We start from the raw sequence: 18,174 nt of genomic DNA on the forward strand, positions 1-18,174 counted from the left end.
GGAGTTCCGGGCCTTCTGCCGAGGTGACCACCTCGAGTTCCTGCGCCCTGGGCTCTGCCCGGACGCGAATCCGCCGACCTAGTCGCGGCTGGGGATGCGGATGCTGCCGGTGTCGGGCGACACCGGGGAGCCCATCGTGTTGGCGGCGGACTGCGCGGCGAGTGCGGCGCGGTCGGTCTCCTCGGCGTCGGCATCGACCTGCGCCTTGGCGGAGGCCGCCTCGGCGTTCTGGTGGGCCTGCTCGTCCATTGCGGAGCGCGTGCGGAGCGGCGCCGGGCGGAGGAAGAAGCTCAGGACGAACGCCACCGAGACGACGACGAGCGCGATCGTGAAGACCGAGACCGACGCGTGCGCGAAGCCGTAGAGGAACGGCGCCTTGAGGGCTTCGGTCGCCTTGTTCAAGAACGAGGTGTCGCCGTTCAGTGCGTTTCCGAGAGCGGCGGTGTTGCCCGTCTGGACCTGCTTGAGCAGGTCGAGGATCCCGGCGTTGTTCGGGTTCGACGTCACCGTCGTGTCGGCCAGCGCCGACTTCAGGTTCGCCGCGAGCGTCTTGTCTTTGAAGCCGTCCGGGATCGTCGTGCCGAGGCGCGAGAACAGCACCGAGAACAGGATCGCCGTGCCGGCCGTGCCGCCGATCTGGCGGAAGAACGTCGACGACGAGGTCGCGACGCCGATGTCGGCCGGGCCGACGGAGTTCTGCGAGGCGAGGGTCAGCGTCTGCATGAGCTGGCCGAGGCCGAGGCCCACGAACACCATGCCGATGGAGAGGAAGTACCACGGCTTGTCGTAGGTGAGCTGGCTGAACCAGGCGAAGCCCAGGATCATGAACGCCGTGCCGATCGGCGGGAACATCTTGTACTTGCCGGTGCGGGAGATGATTTGGCCCGAGACGATCGACGAGATCATCAGGCCCAGGATCATCGGGAGCATCTGGAAGCCCGACTCGGTGGGCGTGGAGCCGTTGACGAGCTGCAGGTAGAGCGGCACCGTCAGGAGCGCGCCGAACATGCCGAAGCCGACCAGTACGCCGAGGACGGTCGCCATCGAGAAGGTGCGGCTCTTGAACAGCTTGAGCGGGATGAGCGCGGCGTCGCCCATCATGCGCTCGGCCACGATGAAGCCGATGATGCCGAGACCGCCGATGACGTAGCAGGCCCAGGCGCTGAGCGAGCCCCAGCCCCACTCGCGGCCCTGCTCGGCTACGAGGAGGAGCGGAGCGGCCGACACGATGACGAGCGAGGCGCCCCACCAGTCGATGCGGATGTTGTCTTTGCGGCTCTGGCCGGGGATGTGGAGGAAGCGGCCGACGATGATGAGGGCGACGATTCCGATCGGCACGTTGAGCAGGAAGACCCAGCGCCATCCGGTGATGAACAGGATCGAGTCCGCACCGGCGAAGAGGCCGCCGATCAGCGGGCCGATGACCGACGAGATGCCGAAGACGGCGAGGAAGTAGCCCTGGTACTTGGCGCGCTGGCGGGGAGCGAGGATGTCGCCCATGATCGCGAGCGGGAGAGCCATGAGGCCACCGGCGCCGAGGCCCTGCAGGCCGCGGAAGGCGGCGAGCATGTACATCGAGTCCGAGAACGACGCGGCGGCCGACCCGATGATGAAGATGGCGATCGCGATGATGAACAGCGGGCGGCGGCCGAAGAGGTCGGACAGCTTGCCGTAGATCGGCGTCGCGATGGTGGAGCAGATCAGGTAGGCCGTCGTGACCCAGGCCTGGTGGTCGAGACCGTGGAGGTCGTCGCCGATGGTGCGGATCGCCGTGCCGACGATCGTCTGGTCGAGCGACGACAGGAACATACCTGCCATCAGGCCGAAGATGACGAACAGGATCTGCCTGTGCGTCATCAACCCCTGCTGCTCGACGGGTGCCGTCTCTGGTGCGGCTGCTTCTGCCCGGGACATCTGTCTCTTTCCGTCTCATTGCGTACCGCGCGCACTGACCGCGCGCGATTGTTTGCAATCGATGCAAAATTACACGAGTGTCACGAATTTGCCTAAGCCGTTCTCCCGAGCTGCCGAGGTCGCAGTGTTAGTGTGGCCGCCGCCCGGTCTGACTCGAATGGTTTTGGTGCATGCGTAAAAGGTTCGTCCCTGTTCTGACCTCGGCCGTGGTCGCGACCGCCCTGCTAGCAGGATGCACCTCCGGCACGTCCGGCGTCATGCCTCCCGCGACGCTCGGAGAGCAGACGCCCCTGAAATCGTCGACCCCGGCGGCTCCCACCGCGTCATCGCTGTCGGCGACCTCCGGCGGTCTCGTCGGCGGCTCGACCGTCACCATCTCGGGCACGTCGCTCGCCGACGTCAGCGCCGTGAAGTTCGGCACCGTCGCCGCCACCTCGGTCAAGGCTACCGCCACCTCGGTCACCGCCGTCGTGCCGCACGCCGTCGACTACCAGCCGTCGACGGTCGATGTCACAGTCACCGGCGCCTCGTCGTCGGGGCTCTCGTACGACTACAAGGTGACCGACGGTGTCGACAGAGAGATGCAGTACGCGTTCCAGCACTGGTCGGCGAAGGCGTACAACGCGTCGTTCGCCAACTTCAACGCCGTCGGCGGCGACTGCCAGAACTTCGTGAGCCAGGCCCTCGCCGCGCGCGGCCTCGCCCAGAACGACTCCTGGTACTACAACTCGACCGGCCACAGCGAGTCCTGGGGCTACGCTCCGTCGTTCGACACGTACCTCGCGACGACGCCGTCGCTCGGCTTCACCCGCCTGGCCGCGACCGAGCGCTCGAAGCTCGCCATCGGCGACCTGGCGTACTTCGACTGGAACGACAACGGCGTGCCCGACCACGTCATGATCGTCAGCGCGATCGCGGGCAGCAAGATCTCGCTCGTCGGCCACAACCTCGACTACGACTACCGCGACCTCGACACCGCCATCACCAAGGACCACCCCGGTGCCGACGTCTGGTTCTACAAGGTCCCAGCGTCTCTGTAGCAGCGCCTGCGGCTGCGCCTGCGGCGCCGGCGGGTGAGGAGTCGCTCGTTGTCCTGCTCGACCCCGGTCGCCGACAACGAGCGACCCCTCACCGTCGTCCACAGGGGGCGCTTCTCCACAGAAGGGACCTGGCGCAGGAACTCGGGGTGGCCGGGCCGCCACGCTGGGTGCGTGTCCTCGTCGCCCCTTCCTGATCCGCTGGCTGAGGCGCCGTTCGCGGTCGCCGATGCGTACCGCGCCGGAGTCGGCGTGGGCCGCCTTCGCGCGGCAGACCTCGCCGTGCCGTTCCTGGGCGTCCGGGCGGTCAGCCCGGCAGCAGACCTGGCCGGTCGATGTCGCGAGGCAGCCCTCGTGCTCGGGGCGGACCAGTGCTTCAGCCACCTCACGGCGGCGGCCCTCTGGGGTCTTCCGCTTCCTTCCCGGTACGCGGATCGTCCGGTGGAGCTGCACGTCTCGACGACGGGGAGTCGGGCGATGCGTCGTCCGGGAGTCATCGGCCACCGGATCACGCCCGTAGCTCGGCTCCTTCTCGACGGGCTGCCGGTCGTCGATCCGGTCACGGCGTGGGCGCAGTGCTCGGAGCAGCTCCGGGTCGACGATCTCGTCGCGATGGCCGACGGCCTCCTCGGGGAGTGGTCGACACGACCCCGGGCGCGACTCGTGGAGCGCGAGCTGCTCGAACGCGCCGCGGCCTCGCGTGCGGGATCCCGCGGTGTCGTCGCGCTCCGGGAGGCGCTCGATCTGGCACGGTCGAACGTTCGCTCACCCGGCGAGACGCGCCTCCGCCTCCTCCTCGTGCGGGGCGGACTGCCGGAGCCCGAGCTCAACGTCGAGGTGCGTGATGACGACGATCGCTGGCTCGGCATCGGCGACCTCGTGTTCCGCGACGCTCGAGTCGTCGTGGAGTACGAAGGCGACGGGCACCGCGTCGACAGGAAGCAGTTCGAGTCCGACATCGACCGCCGAGAGCGGTTCGCCGACGCGCGGTGGCGCACCATCCGCGTCACCGGAGGCGCACTGCGCACGTCGTCGAGCCAGGTCGTCGCGCGAGTGCGCAAGCACGTCCTAGCTGCTGCAGATACTTCCCCTGCAGGCCGGTGAGGGGTCGCTCGTTGCTGTCGGCGGGGCGTTTGAGGACAAGCAGCGACTCCTCGCCGGCGTGCGCGCGTGCGCGTGCGCGTCAGCGCGCGCTCGCGCTCAGCGCGTGGGGCGGAGGAGGAGGGGGATGAGCACCGCGACGGCGAGGAGCACGGCGGCGACACCCCCGACGAGGCCGAGCCAGAGGGCGCCCGCGCCCGGGGCGGAGCCCGGCACAGGGCGTGCGAAGGTGAGCACGACGAACGCCACGACCTGTGCCGCCACCTGGACGAGCACGTAGCGCACGAGGGGCGGCCGGAGCACGGCGACCTGCACGCGCGCACGGAGCGGCAGCCAGGCGGCGAGCTGCCCGGCGACGAGCAGGAGGTGGATCGCTGCGAGGAGCACGACGAACGCGGGCGTGTAGCCGAGGTCGCCGTCGATGACGAGCGCGAGGCCCAGCATCACGCTGAGGATGGCGGCGAAGGGCGTGCGCGGCAGGGCGGCGGCTCCGACCGTGAGGAGGAGCGCGACGACGAGCCAGCCGCTGACGCCGATCACGACGAGCGACGCGAGGGCTCCGACGACGCCGACCAGGGCGGTGACGGCCGCGGCCGGGACGGTGCGGCCGACCGCAGGGAAGCCGGGGGTCATCGCATCCTCCGGGGGCGGCTGAGCATGCGCAGCTGCACGGCCGGAACGGGCACGCCGGGCTGCTCGCCCCACCGCACCAGCTCCACGCCCGATGCGGCCATGCTGTCGAGCCGGTAGGTGCGCTCGAGCATGAGCAGCTGGTGGGCGGTGCGCTCCTCGCGGGTGGTGCGGGAGATGTCGGCGGCGGGCAGCACGTCGACGGCGAGCACCCGGTGGCCGGTGGAGGCCCAGGTGATCGCCATGGTCGCGGCCTGCTCGTCGAGGAAGGTCGACAGCACGACGACCAGCGACGAGGCCGGCACGAGCGGCGTGCGCACGGACCGGACCGGCTCGCCCGTGGGGGCCGCCGTCGCGATGGTCTTCTGCAGGCGTTCCAGGTGCCGCGTGCCGCCGCCCGGCTCGACCGAGCGGGCGGTGCCGGCGAGGTCGCGCAGGCCGACCCGGTCGCCGGCGGCCAGGTAGGCGGTCGCGAGCGAGAACGCGGCCTCCCGGGCCAGGTCGAGCGACGTCGCCGTGGCGACCGTGCCGCGCGCGCCCGACCAGCGGGTGATGTCGGCGCCGACGTCGTCGCGGTCGTCGACGACGAGCATCACGATGGCGTCGGCGGTCGAGAAGGTGCGGCGCACGTAGAGCTCGCCCTCGAGGGTTGCGCGGCGAGCCGTGGCCTTCCAGTCGATGCGCCGCAGCCGATCGCCGGGCGTGAACAGGGCGACGTCGCGGAACTCCCCGCCGTCTCCCGGCGTCGCCGACCCGTGGGCGCCGGTGATGCCGACGACGCGGAGGGGCAGCGGCAGGTTCTCCATCCGGAGGCGCGGCGGCGGTACGACGCGCGAGCTCACGGGCCCGGGCTCCGGCGACGAGACGGCCGTGCCGCGGGCACCCAGCACCGAGTAGTGCATGCGCACGATCTCCTGCGGGCCGGAGTGGGCGACAGGGATCGTGCCGATCAGCCGCGCGGCGGTGTCGCGGTCGACGGCGAAGCGGTGCGTCGTGTCGTCGGCGGCCTCCAGCAGCACGGCGACGCTCTCGGCCCCCTCGGGCAGATCGAAGCCGATGCGGTAGGCCACCCCCGACGAGTCGGCATCAGGGCGCAGGAACGTGCGGACCGTCACCGCGGCCCCGCGCCGCGGCCGCGCGTCAGCCCCGAGCGCCACCGCCACGAACAGCGGGAGCGCCAGCAGGGCGAACTCGGCGTGCGTGGTGACGAGTCCGAGGGCCGCCAGCAGCACGGCGGCCCCGGCGCCGAAGAGCACGGGCGGGGTCACCGCCCAGCGCGGCGCCGCCGAGGTCTGGTCGACCGCCCCTCCCGCACCCGGATCACGCTCGCCTCTCGCCGGCGTGCCGACTCCGCCGGAGGACTGCGCGCCGGTCGGCGAGGTCGCCCCCGACAGAGGCTCGGCCCCGGTCACGGGCGCGCGGCGACCGCCGGCGCGCCCTCGCCGACGGCGGGCGGGCCCGCGACCTGTCCGACGATTCCCCGGATCACGCCGGCCGAGTCGACGCCGTTGGCCCAGGCCTGCGGGGTCAGCGAGACGCGGTGGGCGAGCACGGGGACCGCGGCCGCCTTGATGTCCTCGGGGGCGACGAAGTCGCGGCCGTCCATGACGGCGCGGGCGCGACCGACGAGCATGAGGCCCTGGGCGCCGCGGGGCGAAGCGCCGACCTGGATGTCGCGGTGGCCGCGAGTGGCAGTGACGAGGTCGACGCAGTAGAGGGCGATGTCGGGGTCGACGTGCACGGTCTCGATGGTGTTCTGCATCGCGAGCAGCGTCTCGGGGCTGATCACGGCCTCGACGGAGCCGACCTCGCGGCGGCGGTCGACGCGGTTGAGCAGCACGGCCTGCTCGCCCTGCCGCGTGGGGTAGCCGACCGAGAGGCGCACCATGAAGCGGTCGAGCTGCGCCTCGGGCAGCGCGTACGTGCCCTCGTACTCGATGGGGTTCGAGGTCGCGATGACGTGGAACGGCTTCGGCAGCGGGAAGCTCTGGCCCTCGACGGTCACCTGGCCCTCGGCCATCGCCTCGAGAAGCGCCGACTGGGTCTTGGGCGAGGTGCGGTTGATCTCGTCGGCCAGGAAGAGGCCCGTGAAGACCGGCCCGGGGCGGAAGACGAACTCCGAGGTCTTGGGCGCGTAGAGGAACGAGCCGGTGATGTCGGCGGGCAGCAGGTCGGGCGTGCACTGGAGACGCCGGAAGTCGAGCCCGGTGGCCTGCGCGATGCTGCGCGCCGCGAGCGTCTTGCCGAGGCCTGGGACGTCTTCGAACAGGACGTGACCGCCGGCCAGGATGCTCGCGAGGGCGAGCTCGAGCGGGTCGCGCATGCCGACGACGAGGCGGCCGACCTCGTCGAGGATTCGTCGGCTGAGGTCGGCGACCTCGGCGATGGAGAGCTGCGCGTCGGGGGAAGTCGTGGTCACGGGTGCCTCTCGGTGGGTGCGGGGTCGGACGCGGGTGCGCCGCCTGGATCGGGTGCGCTGCTGGGAGCGGCTGCCGGGCCCGAAGCGGGTGCCCTGCCGAGCGCCTCGACGGCATTCATCAGCCGGGTGAACGACACGAGGTCGAGGTGCGACCTCCGCGGCGTCATCAGCGTGCGGACGACGGGCGGTGCGAGGATCGCCTCGATCTGAGCCCGGTCGTCGGGGTCGTACAGGTCGAGCCCGTAGAGGAACAGCAGGCGATGCCGGGCCGCCTCGCGGACTCGGGACAGCGTCTTCTCGTGGATGCCGCCGTGCGATTTCATCGCCCAGCCGAGGCGCTCGAGGTCGCGCCGGGCACCGGGCGTGCGCCGGACGACCGGGCGCGGCCACTCGGCCCTGTCGCCCTCCTGGACCGAGATCCAGGTCACGCCGACGGCGAACACGGCCAGGCTCACCAGCGACGCCGGCAGCGGTTCGACGCCGAAGAACCAGACGATCCCGCCGACGACGAGCGCGGCGACGGCGACCAGGATCGCCGGCACCCGCAGCGGCGGACGGAGCAGCGCCCTCACGGCGCGGCCTCCGCGTCGGCGGCGGCCCACTGGGCGTCGAGGGTCTGCAGGGCCGCGCGCGCCGCGGCCACGTCCCGCGCCGTCGAGACGGCGTCGCCGAACCGGACGGCCAGGTACAGGCGTCGGAGGGTGGCGAGGGCGGACCCGTCGACTCCCGTCCGTTCCAGGATGCGGCTCGTGAACTCGGTCGGGGTCTCGGACTCCAGCCGGCGGTACCCGGCGTCCTCCGCGGCCTCCTGCAGGCCGAGCCAGGCCTGCACGATCGCGTCGCCGGGCTCCCGGTCTCCGTCGAGCACGTCGAGCGCGCGTCGGAGCCCCCGCCGGAGGTACGGGGCGCTCGTCTCGACCGACGGGTCGTCGCCGAGGAGGTCGAGCGCCTCATCGCCGAGACCGCCCGGGCCGCCGCGCTGGCGATCGCGCAGGCGCTGCAGCACGTACCGGACGACCACGAAGACCAGGAACGCTCCCACCAGGCACAGCACGAGGATGACGATCCAGCCGAGGTCGGGGCGGCCGCCCGTCGCGATCGGCGGCGGAGTGCCCGTCGCCACGGCGGCCGGCGGCGGGGTCTGGACGAGCGGCTTCGGGCTGGGCAGCACGCCGAACGTGCGGCGCGGGCCGGTGAAGACGAGGGCGCTGCCGAGGGCGCTCCCGAGTGCGATGAGCAGCGCGAGGCCGCCGGCGACGAGGCCTGCCACGGGCAGGCGGAAGCGGCGGCGTGGCTCAGCCACGTCGGGTTCCTGCCGCGAATCGCCCTCGCTCATGCCTCGACGCTACCGGACGCATCGCGGCCGGAACCGGGACGGTGCGCGCCTGGGGATAACTCGCTACGCGGCGACGCCGAGGCCGTCGAGCGCCTTCTCGAAGATGGTGAGCCCCTGCATGCCGGGGAGGCTGGCGATGTTGTTGTCGAGCTTCTTCATCTCTTTGCGGCCTTCGACGCCGCTCATGATCTGGCCGAACACGAACTGCACGTCGTCGCGCTCCATGATGCTCGAGCCGACGGGGGCCCAGAACTTCGAGAGGAGGAGGCGCGTGAGCTTCTGGGCGCGCTTGCTCTTCTGCAGGCGCTCGCGGGCCTGCGACACGTAGAACGCGACGTGGCGGGTCTCCTGCTTGGCGATACGGCGCAGCAGCTCGCCGAGCACGGGATCGGTCTCGAGGTCGGCCATCCGCTTGTACGCGCTGACGGCGGACCACTCGTTGGCGGCGCCCCACGACATGTGGACGGCCACGAAGTCGCTGCCGACGATCTTGCCGAGCATGGACTGCTTGATCGGGTCGAGGCGGTCGCGCCAGCCCAGCTTGAGGCGGGAGGCGCGGAGAGCGTCGTAGTCGACCGTGATGCCGTGGACCTCGAGGACGGCGCCCAGGGCCTCGCCATGCCAGAACTCCTCGCGGTTCCACATCGTCATGAACGTCGAGATGTCGCCGTCCTTGTGCGACGGCGTGGTGAGGAGGTCTCGGGTGTAGCAGACGGTGTGGTACTCGACGTCGGCCATGTAGCGCAGAGTGCGGAGCGTCTCGGGAGAGAGGGGGTTCTGGCGGAAGTGCTCGAGATCGAGGTCGTCCCAGCCCAGGCGCTCAGAGCCGGCAGCGTACTTGTCGATATCGAATGCCATTACATGTCGGAAGAGGCATATAGCCTCTCCCACTCCCTTCGGGTCTGCCGTCTCGACGGCGCGCGCAGAGTTCTACGCGTCCTTAGAGATTAGCTCGATCGGCCCGCGCTTCCAATCGCGGATTCTCCACCTTCTTCGGAGCGCCTCCCGCGAGAGATTGGCATCGGGGTTGACGGCACTGGGATTTCCGACCATCTCGAGCCAGACGAGGTCGGAATGGCTGTCACCGTATCCATAGGAGGCACTCAGGTCGAGGCCGTTCAGAGCGGCGTACTGACGCAGCCAGGCGGCCCTGGCCTCACCCACCACCGGGGGCTTCGCGAGGTACCCGGTGAATATGCCGTCGCGGGCATGCATGGTGCCTGCGACGACCTCGTCGAACAGGTTCGCGAGGGGCTCGACGAGAGTCCCGATCGATCCGGTGACGAGCACCGTGCGGTGGCCGGCAGCGCGGTGGGCGGCGATCCGCTCGATCGCGGCGGGCATCGTGCTCTTCAGGAGCGTCTGACCGAAGCTCTTGGCGACGACCTCCTCGAGGCGGCTGACGGGCATGCCCTCATAGCGGCGCAGGAACGCGCGGATGAACTCGGCGCGATCCCGCTGCTCTGCCCGCAGGTACCCCGGCAGCGCCGCCAGCAGGCTCGCCACCTCGCCCGGCCAGGCCGCCTTGCCGAACCCGCTGCCGCGCACCCAGAGGTACTGCTCGACGAGGTTCGAGTCGACGACCGTGCCCTCGAGGTCGAACACGGCGACGACGTCGCTCCGCTGCGGCAGCACCGGCTCGGCTGCCGGCGCCGAGGTGGCAGGTCGCACGCTGAACGCGCGCGTCATCGTGGTGACGGCGGGGAAGTGGACGCCCTGGAAGTAGTCCTCCCACTGGATGTCGGTCATGTCGAAGCCGATGTCGAGCGCCTTCTCGGGCGTCTGGGTCGCTACGATCGCGGCCTGGAGAGCCTTGGTGCGGGTGTCGTCGAAGATGATCTCGGACTGGATGTAGTGGCGGTAGAGGTCGGTCAGGCTCTGCAGCGACTCGAGGTCGCTGCGACGGCGGTCGACCGAGGCCAGCGCTTCTCGGGTGCGCGTCGTCGAGGGCATCCGGATGAAGAGCGACTCGCGCGCGTCGTTGATCCGGGCCCGAAGGCGCACGGCCCGCTCGACCTTGCGGCCGCCGGGGAAGCGCCAGGTGGCCGCCGCGATGTCGCCGCTGTCGGGCGTCGGCACCGGATGCGCCGTGAAGAACATTCTGAGGTTGGTGAACATGCGGTGGATCGGGAGCGGGTTGCTGGCCCCCGACGACACGTGGAAGAACTGCGGTTCGCCCGCCGGGGCCGGGTTCGCGGCCACCAGGACGATCACGTTGACGACGAAGTCGACGGGCACGACGTCGAGGACGGAGTCGGGGACGCCCGGGAACTCGGGGAGCATGCCTCGGCCGTAGGCCATGATCAGCGGGTCGGCGACCTTGAAGCCGTCGATCCAGCCCGGGTACGGGTGGCGGAGAGCGCTCTCGACGATGGCGGGGCGCACGAACGAGAGCCGGTGGCCCGCAGCCGCCCACATCTGCTCGGCGGCGCGCTCGGCGAAGGCCTTCGTCAGCGTGTAGACGTCGGTCCAGCCCAGGCTCTCGGCACGTGTGCGGCCGTGGTCGACCAGCTTCGCCTTCACCCAGTCGACGCGGCGCGACTCCGCCTCACGGGAGACGGCCAGAGGGCCTTCCTTGCCGTGCTTGGCCCGGGCCTCCGCCATGAACCGGCGGAGCACCTCGGGCTGGCGCGAGGCGAGCTCGACGCGCGAGCGGGCGCCGCGTGCGGCGTCGAACTCGGCGCGCCAGTCGACGTCGTGCGTCAGCGACGCCTCGGGGAAGATGCCCTTGCGGAGGCCGCCGACGTACGCGGTGGAGACGTGCACGACGTGCGGGTCGATCTCGGCCGCGAGCAGTGCCTCGTAGAGGCCGACCGCGCCGCCGACGTTGGTCTCGAACGCCTGGTCGATGGGCGGGTCGAACGACACGCTCGACGCGCTGTGGATGACGAGGTCGATGTCCTTCGGCAGAGCCGGGACGGAGTCGAGCCCGCCCTCGAGCACGCGGAGCCGCTCGGTGACGGCACGCTCGACCTCGGCCTCGCCGACCGAGTCGCGCCACGACTTGAAGACGGGCTTCCGGAGCATGTGCCGCAGACGGTCGACGCCGGACGTGCTGCCCTTGGTCCGGATCAGCAGCGAGACGGTCGTCTCCGGGTGCGAGGCGAGCAGCCGCTCGAGGATGGCCTGGCCGACGAAGCCCGTCCCGCCCGTCAGGAAGACGTGGGCGTCGCCGAGGTCGGTCTGAAGCTCGGGGAAGGCGGTGACGGCGGCGCTCACGGCAGGAGCTTCTTCGCCGTGACGGAGCCCATGCGGGCGTCCATGCCGGGCAGGGCCGCGACGCGCGTGCCGATCGACTCCGCGCGGGCGCGGCCCCCGGTCCCGCCGAAGACGAGCGCCTCGAACATGTCGCGGTCGACGGCGGCTCGCTCGACGCCGCCGATCGGCCAGGCGGCCGTGAGGAGGGCGGCCCTGGCGCGCCGGACGGCCGCCTTGGAGTCGCGGAGCCGCCAGTCGGTCTCGTCGGCGAAGAACGCCTCGTGCCTGGTCTTGATGATCTGGATCCTGTCGATCGTGTCGCGCAGCGCGGACGACGTCGTCGTCTCGCGCAGGTGGTCGTATGCCGCTCGGAGTATCCACTCGTCGATCAGGCCGACCGTCATGTGGACGGCCACGATCGGAGTCCCGAGCCCGACGGCCGCGAGGGCTCGGCGGATGGGGCCGGAACGCTGGATCGCCTCGTCGGCGCTCCTGCGGGGTGCCCCCTCGGGAACGGTCCGGGTGCGGGGGAGGCCGTGAGCCTCCAGGACGGCGTCCAGGGCGTCGGCCATCCAGAACTTCTCGAAGGCCCAGGTGACGAGGAACGCGGTGACCCGGGCGTCCTTGTGGGTCGCTGTCACGAGGAGGTTGCGGAGGTGCTCCATCGTGGCGGCTTCGAGCCTGGCGGCGTAGCGCAGGAACTCGAGTTCCTGCGCTGAGAGGGGCTCGGACTCGTACGAGGCCAGGTCGAGCTCGGACCGGAAGTTGCCCTGAGCCGTGCGCGTGAACTCGCGGATGTCGAACGGCCGTGCGACCTGCGGGTCAGGACTCGTGGTCATGAGCGTTTGCCTCCGGAGCGGTACTGAGCAATGGTCGATGCACGAAGTTGCCCGTAGGCACCGTATCGTAAGCGGCATGGCTGTAGCGCTCGTGACCGGGGGCACGTCCGGCATCGGAGCCGAATTCGCCCGCCAGCTCGCACACAAGGGATACGACCTCGTTCTCGTCGCTCGAGACGAGGTGAGGCTCGCCTCCATGGCGACGGAAATCCGCGGCATCGGCCGCTCCGTCGAGGTCTTCCCCGCCGACCTCGCGAACCGCGACGACGTCGACAGGGTGGCTTCGCGACTCGAAGACGACGACCGTCCCGTCGACGTGCTCGTGAACAATGCCGGCTTCGGCATGCACATCCCGTTGACGTCGCGCGACGTCGCCGGACTCGACCTCGGCTTCGAGGTGATGTGCCGTGCGGTGCTGGTGCTCTCGGGTGCTGCGGCACGGTCCATGCGCGGTCGCGGAACGGGCCGCATCATCAACGTGTCGTCGACGGCCGGCCTGCTCGCGATGGGCGCCTACTCCGCGATCAAGGCGTGGGTGACGTCGTTCTCCGAGGGCCTCGCCGTCGAGCTGGACGGAACCGGCGTGACCGTCACAGCCGTCCTGCCCGGCTGGGTTCGCACGGAGTTCCATCAGCGAGCCGCTATCCGGACGACCAGCATTCCAAACTCCCTCTGGCTCGACGCCGAACAACTGGTCACCGCGTGCTTGCGCGACGTCGACAGGGGCAGAGTGATCTCCATACCCACCGTTCGGTACCGAGTGCTGGTCGGGTTGCTGCGTCACGCACCCAAGAGCGCAGTCCGCAAGGTGTCGGGAGCCATCTCGTCCAGCAGGAAGAAATCCGTGGAGGCGTGATCGTGGACGAACCGAAGAGCGACAAGGTCGAGAAGGCCGACAAGCACGACGACGCTGCGTCGAAGCTGGGCGCCGTCGCGGCTGACGTCGCCGGCCGAGTGAGCGAGAGCGCCGCCGACGTCAAGGTCCGGGTCAGCGAGGGCGCCGCCGATGTCAAGGTGCGCCTGGGCGAGGGCGCGGCCGACGTGCGCGACCGCTTCAACAGCCGGAGGCACGCGTCCGCGCGCTACGTGGCCCAGCGCTGGCTCATGAAGCCGACCATCTGGTCGATCACCGACGTGACCGTGATCGGGCGCGAGCGGCTCAAGGGCCTCGAGGGCGGCTTCGTGCTCATCGCCAACCACTCCAGCCACCTGGACGCGCCGCTCATCGTCGGCGCCCTGCCGCGCAAGCTGTCGCGCTACCTCGCGACCGGAGCCGCGGCCGACTACTTCTTCGACGTCTGGTGGCGTCGCGGCCTCACCTCCCTGTTCTTCAACGCGTTCCCGATCCAGCGCGGACGCCGAGCCGGTGCGAAGCCGTCGAAGCACGCCGACGCGGCCGTCAGCGCCGCCTCGCTGCTCAGCCGCGGGTTCCCCGTCCTGGTGTTCCCCGAGGGCACGCGGTCGAAAGACGGCGAGATGGGCCCGTTCAAGCCCGGAGCCGCCCGCCTCGCAGCGGCCTGCGACGTCCCGATCGTCCCGCTCGCCCTGATCGGCGCCAACATCGCGCACCCGCGTGGGGCCCACTGGCCTCGCCCGGGCCGGCTTCCCGTCGGCGTCGCGTTCGGCGACCCGATGCGGCCGGAGCCCGACGAGACCGCGATCGCGTTCTCGAATCGGCTCCGCGAGGAGATCCTGCGCATCAGAAACCAGTACTCGGCCGATATCCTGGGCCGCACCCTCTCGCCGTCCAAAGGAGCCCGCCCGTGACCGACCTCAAGCCCCGACAGGCCTCGGCCGCCGAAGACGGTCCCGACGTCAAGCACATGAAGTGGTGGGGCTGGGGCGTCGACGGCGTCGCCTTCCACCACGAAGACAAGCCCGCGTTCGCGCCGTTCGTGAAGAAGATGGTCGGCGTCGACCTCAACTCGGCCGCCGTCACCGCCGCCCCGTCGTTCGACGAGCTCGACATCCCCGGCTCGAAGATCACCGCCGAGGTCTCGTCGGCCCTGTCGCTCATCGTCGGCGAAGGCCACGTCGTGCTGGGCGACATGGAGCGCGTCGTGCACACGTACGGCAAGAGCATCCGCGACCTGATCAAGATCCGCAACGGCATCTTCCCGCGCGTGCCCGACGCGGTCGTCTACCCGGCCACCGAGTCCGAGATCGCCAAGATCGTCCAGCTCTGCGTCGAGCACGACCTCGTGCTCATCCCCTTCGGCGGCGGCAGCAACATCGTCGGCGCGCTGGAGCCGATGCCCGGCGAGGACCGCATCGTTCTCTCGCTCGACATGGGGCGCCTCGACCGTGTGCTCGACATCGACGAGGACGGCCGCCTGGCTCGCATCCAGGCCGGTGCCCAGGGGCCCGACATCGAGGAGCAGCTCAACGCCAAGGGCTGGACGATGGGGCACTTCCCCGACAGCTTCACGCACTCCACCCTCGGCGGCTGGGTCGCGACTCGCTCATCGGGCATGCAGTCCGACAAGTTCGGCGACATCGCCGACCTGACCAAGGGCCTCCGCCTGGTTCGCCCCGACGGCGTCGTCGTCATCCGCGCCGTGCCGTCGGCCTCGACCGGCCCGTCGCTCCGCGAGATGATCATCGGCTCCGAGGGCCGTCTCGGCGTCATCACCGAGGTCACCGTCCAGGTGCACCGCCTCCCCGAGAAGCGCGAGATCCTCGCCTACTTCTTCCCGACCTGGGAGGCCGGCCTCGCGGCCATGCAGGCCATCTCGGAGAGCGACGCCAACCCGTCGATCACCCGCGTCTCGAACGAGTTCGAGACCGAGATGTCGCTGGCCACGTCGAAGGCGAGCAAGGGCATCTCCTCCCTCCTCAACCAGGGCGTGCAGCGGTTCATGAAGCTCAAGGGCTGGGACCTCTCGAAGATCTGCCTGTCGTTCATCGGCTATGAGGGCTCCGAGGAGCACGTCGCCATCAACGAGAAGCTCGTCTCGAAGATCGTCCGGAAGCACGGCGGCTTCGGCGTCGGCAAGGGCCCGGGCGTCCTCTACGACCAGAAGAAGTTCGACACTCCCTACCTGCGCGACTTCTTCCTCGACCACGGCGGCGCAGCCGACGTCTCGGAGACGAGCGCCCCCTGGTCGAAGCTGCTTCCGCTCTACAACGGCGTGTACGCGTCGGCGAACCGCGCCTTCGAGAAGATCGGCGTGCAGGGCCTGATCATGGCGCACCTGTCGCACTCGTACCACTCGGGCGCCTGCCTGTACTTCACGTTCGCGTTCGAGCACGGCGACCAGCCGCTCGAGCAGTACGACGTCGTCAAGAAGGCAATCCAAGACGCGTTCATCGCCGAGGGCGGCACCGTCTCGCACCACCACGGAGTCGGCCTCGAGCACGCCCCGTGGATGGCCGCCGACGTCTCGGCACCCGGCCTCGCGCTGATGCAGGGAATGCTCGACACCGCCGACCCGAAGCGCAACTTCAACCCGGGCAAGATCACCGGCAAGTAGGGGCGGGGCGCGTGCTGGCCCCGGGCCGGTGGGCCAGCCCCGTCACATCGGCTCACCCGCCGCGCCAGCCCCGCCAGATCGGCTCGCTCCCTCCGTGTGAACGGCGGGGGTGAGCCGATTCGAAGGGGCTCGCCGTGTCTCCGGGCGCAGGAACTGCGCCACCCCGTACGGCAGACTGTCCGGATGCGCACCGCCAGCCCGTCCAACTCCGACCGCAGCCGCTTCACCGCCCTCGAGCTCGAGCTGGCTGCCATCCTGTGGGCCTGGGACCCTGTCGGGGTCGCCCCCGGCCGCACCGACGACGGCGAGTACGACGACCTGGTGCGGCCGATCCTCATCGAGCTCGGCCACGGCGTCCGCGACACCGCCCTCGCCGTGAAGATCGCCGGCGCGATGAGCACCGACTACGGCCTGGCCATGCGCGAGCAGCAGGCCCGCGGCGTCGCCGCCACGATCACGGAGTGGTGGGCGGCGCAGCCCTGAACCGCCGCTCGCGCCGCATGCCGACGGCCCCGCACGCAGACGGCCCCACAGGCCGCGGCGAGTGGGGCCGTCTGCACTGAACCGTGCGGTGCTCGGACAGCTAGGCGCCGAGCGCGGCGTCGACGATCGTCTTCGCCTCCTCCTGGACGCGCTTCAGGTGCTCTGGGCCCTCGAACGATTCGGCGTAGATCTTGTAGACGTCTTCGGTGCCCGACGGGCGGGCGGCGAACCACGCCTTCTCGGTGACGACTTTCACGCCGCCGACCGCGGCGCCGTTGCCGGGGGCCTCGCTGAGCTTCGCGACGATCGGGTCGCCGGCGAGCTCGGTGGCCGCGATGTCGTCGCCGCTGAGCTTGCCGAGTCGTGCCTTCTGCTCTTTCGAGGCGGCGGCGTCGATGCGCTGGTAGACCGGAGCGCCGAACCTCTCGGTCAGCTCGGCGTACAGCACCGACGGAGACTTGCCTGTGACGGCGAGGATCTCGCTGGCGAGGAGGGCGAGGATGATGCCGTCTTTATCGGTGGTCCAGACGGATCCGTCGCGACGCAGGAACGACGCGCCGGCCGACTCCTCACCGCCGAAGGCGACGCTGCCGTCGACCAGCCCGGGTACGAACCACTTGAACCCCACCGGGACCTCCCAGAGGCGACGGCCCAGCGAGTCGGCGACCTTGTCGATGATCGACGACGACACCAGCGTCTTGCCGATGGCGGCGTCGGAGCGCCACTCGGGGCGGTGGCTGTAGAGGTAGTCGATGGCGACGGCGAGGTAGTGGTTCGGGTTCATGAGGCCGCCGTCGGGGGTCACGATGCCGTGGCGGTCGGCGTCGGCGTCGTTGCCCGTGACGATGTCGAACTCGCCCTTGCGCTCGACGACGCTCGCCATGACGGAGGCGCTCGAAGGGTCCATCCGGATCTTTTCGTCCCAGTCGAGCGTCATGAAGCGCCAGGTCGGGTCGACGCCGGGGTTCATGACCGTGAGGTCGAGGCCGTAGGCGTCGCGGATGGCGGCCCAGTACTCGACGCTCGCGCCGCCCAGCGGGTCGGCACCGATCTTGATGCCGGCCTTCTTGATGGCGTCGAAGTCGATCACGTTGGCGAGGTCGAGCACGTAGCGGCGCAGGAAGTCGTAGCGGCCGGGGCTGACGTCGCTCGTCTTCACCTCGACGTTGCCGCCGGCGATGATCTCGTTGGCGCGGTTGGCGATCCACGACGTGGCGTCGCTGTCAGCCGGACCGCCGTGCGGGGGGTTGTACTTGAAGCCGCCGTCACGAGGGGGATTGTGGCTGGGCGTCACCACGATGCCGTCGGCCTGCTCGGTGTGGGCGGGATCGTTGTTGTAGACGAGGATCGCGTGGCTCACCACGGGGGTGGGCACGTAGCCGTTCTCGGCGTCGGCGAGGACCTTCACGCCGTTGCCCGCGAGGACCTCGAGGGCGGTGCGCTCGGCAGGGCCCGAGAGGATGTGGGTGTCGCGGCCGATGAACAGCGGGCCTGTGATGCCCTGACCGGTGCGGTACTCGACGATGGCCTGCGTGATCGCCGCGATGTGCGCCTCGTTGAAGGCCGAGTCGAGCGACGAGCCGCGGTGGCCGGACGTGCCGAACACGACCTTCTGCGACGGGTCGGTGACGTCGGGGGTCAGCGAGTAGTAGGCGGATGTGACTGCCTCGGGGTCGATGAGGTCAGCGGGGGTGGCGTAGGTGCCGGCGCGATCGGTCATGAGACTCATAGTGGCACCTGGCGG

16 protein-coding genes are annotated in these 18,174 nt (G+C 70.4%); 6 read left to right on the forward strand and 10 right to left on the reverse strand.

Annotated features, from left to right (window positions below; genetic code table 11):
• Positions 1-78: 78 nt before the first annotated feature.
• Positions 79-1,914, reverse strand: coding sequence for an MDR family MFS transporter (locus tag AC07TY_RS05745; protein ID WP_488624877.1), 1,836 nt, complete (start codon positions 1,912-1,914; stop codon positions 79-81).
• Positions 1,915-2,084: 170 nt separating this feature from the next.
• Here AC07TY_RS05745 and AC07TY_RS05750 point away from each other — a divergent pair, with 170 nt between their 5' ends.
• Together AC07TY_RS05750 and AC07TY_RS05755 are read left to right on the forward strand one after the other, a co-directional pair.
• A complete protein-coding gene (locus AC07TY_RS05750; RefSeq protein WP_494784641.1) occupies positions 2,085-2,954 on the forward strand; it encodes an amidase domain-containing protein in 870 nt (289 codons plus the stop codon).
• 171 nt (positions 2,955-3,125) lie between these two features.
• Positions 3,126-4,055 (forward strand): putative endonuclease domain-containing protein, encoded by a 930-nt coding sequence (locus tag AC07TY_RS05755; protein WP_494784642.1) that lies wholly within the window; start codon positions 3,126-3,128, stop codon positions 4,053-4,055.
• 96 nt (positions 4,056-4,151) lie between these two features.
• On the opposite strand, the gene AC07TY_RS05760 is transcribed toward AC07TY_RS05755, so the two are convergent.
• The 8 genes from AC07TY_RS05760 to AC07TY_RS05795 form a co-directional block, all read right to left on the reverse strand.
• Complete coding sequence (locus tag AC07TY_RS05760; RefSeq protein WP_488624875.1) at positions 4,152-4,685, reverse strand: hypothetical protein; 534 nt, start codon at positions 4,683-4,685, stop codon at positions 4,152-4,154.
• Positions 4,682-6,094 (reverse strand): DUF58 domain-containing protein, encoded by a 1,413-nt coding sequence (locus tag AC07TY_RS05765; RefSeq protein ID WP_494784643.1) that lies wholly within the window; start codon positions 6,092-6,094, stop codon positions 4,682-4,684. Before AC07TY_RS05765 ends, AC07TY_RS05760 begins: the two co-directional genes overlap by 4 nt.
• Entirely contained in the window at positions 6,091-7,101 is a 1,011-nt protein-coding gene (locus AC07TY_RS05770; protein WP_233579921.1) for an AAA family ATPase, read from the reverse strand. The genes AC07TY_RS05765 and AC07TY_RS05770 overlap by 4 nt, the downstream gene beginning before the upstream one ends.
• Positions 7,098-7,673 carry a hypothetical protein gene (locus AC07TY_RS05775; protein ID WP_494784644.1) on the reverse strand — a complete coding sequence of 192 codons (576 nt, stop codon included), beginning with the start codon at positions 7,671-7,673 and terminating at the stop codon, positions 7,098-7,100. Before AC07TY_RS05775 ends, AC07TY_RS05770 begins: the two co-directional genes overlap by 4 nt.
• Entirely contained in the window at positions 7,670-8,437 is a 768-nt protein-coding gene (locus AC07TY_RS05780) for a DUF4129 domain-containing protein (RefSeq protein ID WP_494784645.1), read from the reverse strand. Before AC07TY_RS05780 ends, AC07TY_RS05775 begins: the two co-directional genes overlap by 4 nt.
• A gap of 63 nt (positions 8,438-8,500) precedes the next feature.
• The gene (locus tag AC07TY_RS05785) at positions 8,501-9,295 is read right to left on the reverse strand and encodes a ferritin family protein (RefSeq protein ID WP_123505591.1); all 795 of its coding nucleotides are present in this window, start codon (positions 9,293-9,295) and stop codon (positions 8,501-8,503) included.
• 72 nt (positions 9,296-9,367) lie between these two features.
• On the reverse strand, positions 9,368-11,656 hold the full coding sequence (locus AC07TY_RS05790; protein ID WP_494784646.1) for an HAD-IB family hydrolase: 2,289 nt from the start codon (positions 11,654-11,656) through the stop codon (positions 9,368-9,370).
• The gene (locus tag AC07TY_RS05795) at positions 11,653-12,474 is read right to left on the reverse strand and encodes a hypothetical protein (RefSeq protein ID WP_494784647.1); all 822 of its coding nucleotides are present in this window, start codon (positions 12,472-12,474) and stop codon (positions 11,653-11,655) included. The genes AC07TY_RS05790 and AC07TY_RS05795 overlap by 4 nt, the downstream gene beginning before the upstream one ends.
• A 76-nt stretch (positions 12,475-12,550) precedes the next feature.
• On the opposite strand from AC07TY_RS05795, the gene AC07TY_RS05800 reads away from it, so the two are divergent.
• The 4 genes from AC07TY_RS05800 (at position 12,551) to AC07TY_RS05815 (ending at position 16,430) form a co-directional block, all read left to right on the forward strand.
• On the forward strand, positions 12,551-13,330 hold the full coding sequence (locus tag AC07TY_RS05800) for an SDR family NAD(P)-dependent oxidoreductase (RefSeq protein ID WP_123505588.1): 780 nt from the start codon (positions 12,551-12,553) through the stop codon (positions 13,328-13,330).
• A gap of 2 nt (positions 13,331-13,332) precedes the next feature.
• Complete coding sequence (locus tag AC07TY_RS05805; protein WP_233579920.1) at positions 13,333-14,241, forward strand: lysophospholipid acyltransferase family protein; 909 nt, start codon at positions 13,333-13,335, stop codon at positions 14,239-14,241.
• Positions 14,238-15,947, forward strand: a complete 1,710-nt coding sequence (locus AC07TY_RS05810; protein ID WP_494784648.1) for an FAD-binding oxidoreductase — start codon at positions 14,238-14,240, stop codon at positions 15,945-15,947. Before AC07TY_RS05805 ends, AC07TY_RS05810 begins: the two co-directional genes overlap by 4 nt.
• A 183-nt stretch (positions 15,948-16,130) precedes the next feature.
• Positions 16,131-16,430, forward strand: a complete 300-nt coding sequence (locus AC07TY_RS05815; protein WP_123505587.1) for a hypothetical protein — start codon at positions 16,131-16,133, stop codon at positions 16,428-16,430.
• A 100-nt stretch (positions 16,431-16,530) separates the two neighbouring features.
• Here the strand turns inward: AC07TY_RS05815 and pgm are convergent, their stop codons facing one another.
• Positions 16,531-18,150, reverse strand: coding sequence for a phosphoglucomutase (alpha-D-glucose-1,6-bisphosphate-dependent) (gene pgm / locus AC07TY_RS05820; protein WP_494784649.1), 1,620 nt, complete (start codon positions 18,148-18,150; stop codon positions 16,531-16,533).
• Positions 18,151-18,174: the final 24 nt, after the last annotated feature.

It is taken from the genome of Frondihabitans sp. GW821-FHT04F02 (assembly GCF_059420045.1).

Bases quoted from the DNA above. Each gene is read 5' to 3' on its own strand.
- AC07TY_RS05795 (WP_494784647.1), bottom strand. From the start codon at position 12,474: ATGACCACGAGTCCTGACCCGCAGGTCGCACGGCCGTTCGACATCCGC.
- AC07TY_RS05745 (WP_488624877.1), bottom strand. From the start codon at position 1,914: ATGTCCCGGGCAGAAGCAGCCGCACCAGAGACGGCACCCGTCGAGCAG.
- AC07TY_RS05800 (WP_123505588.1), top strand. From the start codon at position 12,551: ATGGCTGTAGCGCTCGTGACCGGGGGCACGTCCGGCATCGGAGCCGAA.
- AC07TY_RS05785 (WP_123505591.1), bottom strand. From the start codon at position 9,295: ATGGCATTCGATATCGACAAGTACGCTGCCGGCTCTGAGCGCCTGGGC.
- AC07TY_RS05780 (WP_494784645.1), bottom strand. From the start codon at position 8,437: ATGAGCGAGGGCGATTCGCGGCAGGAACCCGACGTGGCTGAGCCACGC.
- pgm (WP_494784649.1), bottom strand. From the start codon at position 18,150: ATGACCGATCGCGCCGGCACCTACGCCACCCCCGCTGACCTCATCGAC.
- AC07TY_RS05760 (WP_488624875.1), bottom strand. From the start codon at position 4,685: ATGACCCCCGGCTTCCCTGCGGTCGGCCGCACCGTCCCGGCCGCGGCC.
- AC07TY_RS05815 (WP_123505587.1), top strand. From the start codon at position 16,131: ATGCGCACCGCCAGCCCGTCCAACTCCGACCGCAGCCGCTTCACCGCC.
- AC07TY_RS05750 (WP_494784641.1), top strand. From the start codon at position 2,085: ATGCGTAAAAGGTTCGTCCCTGTTCTGACCTCGGCCGTGGTCGCGACC.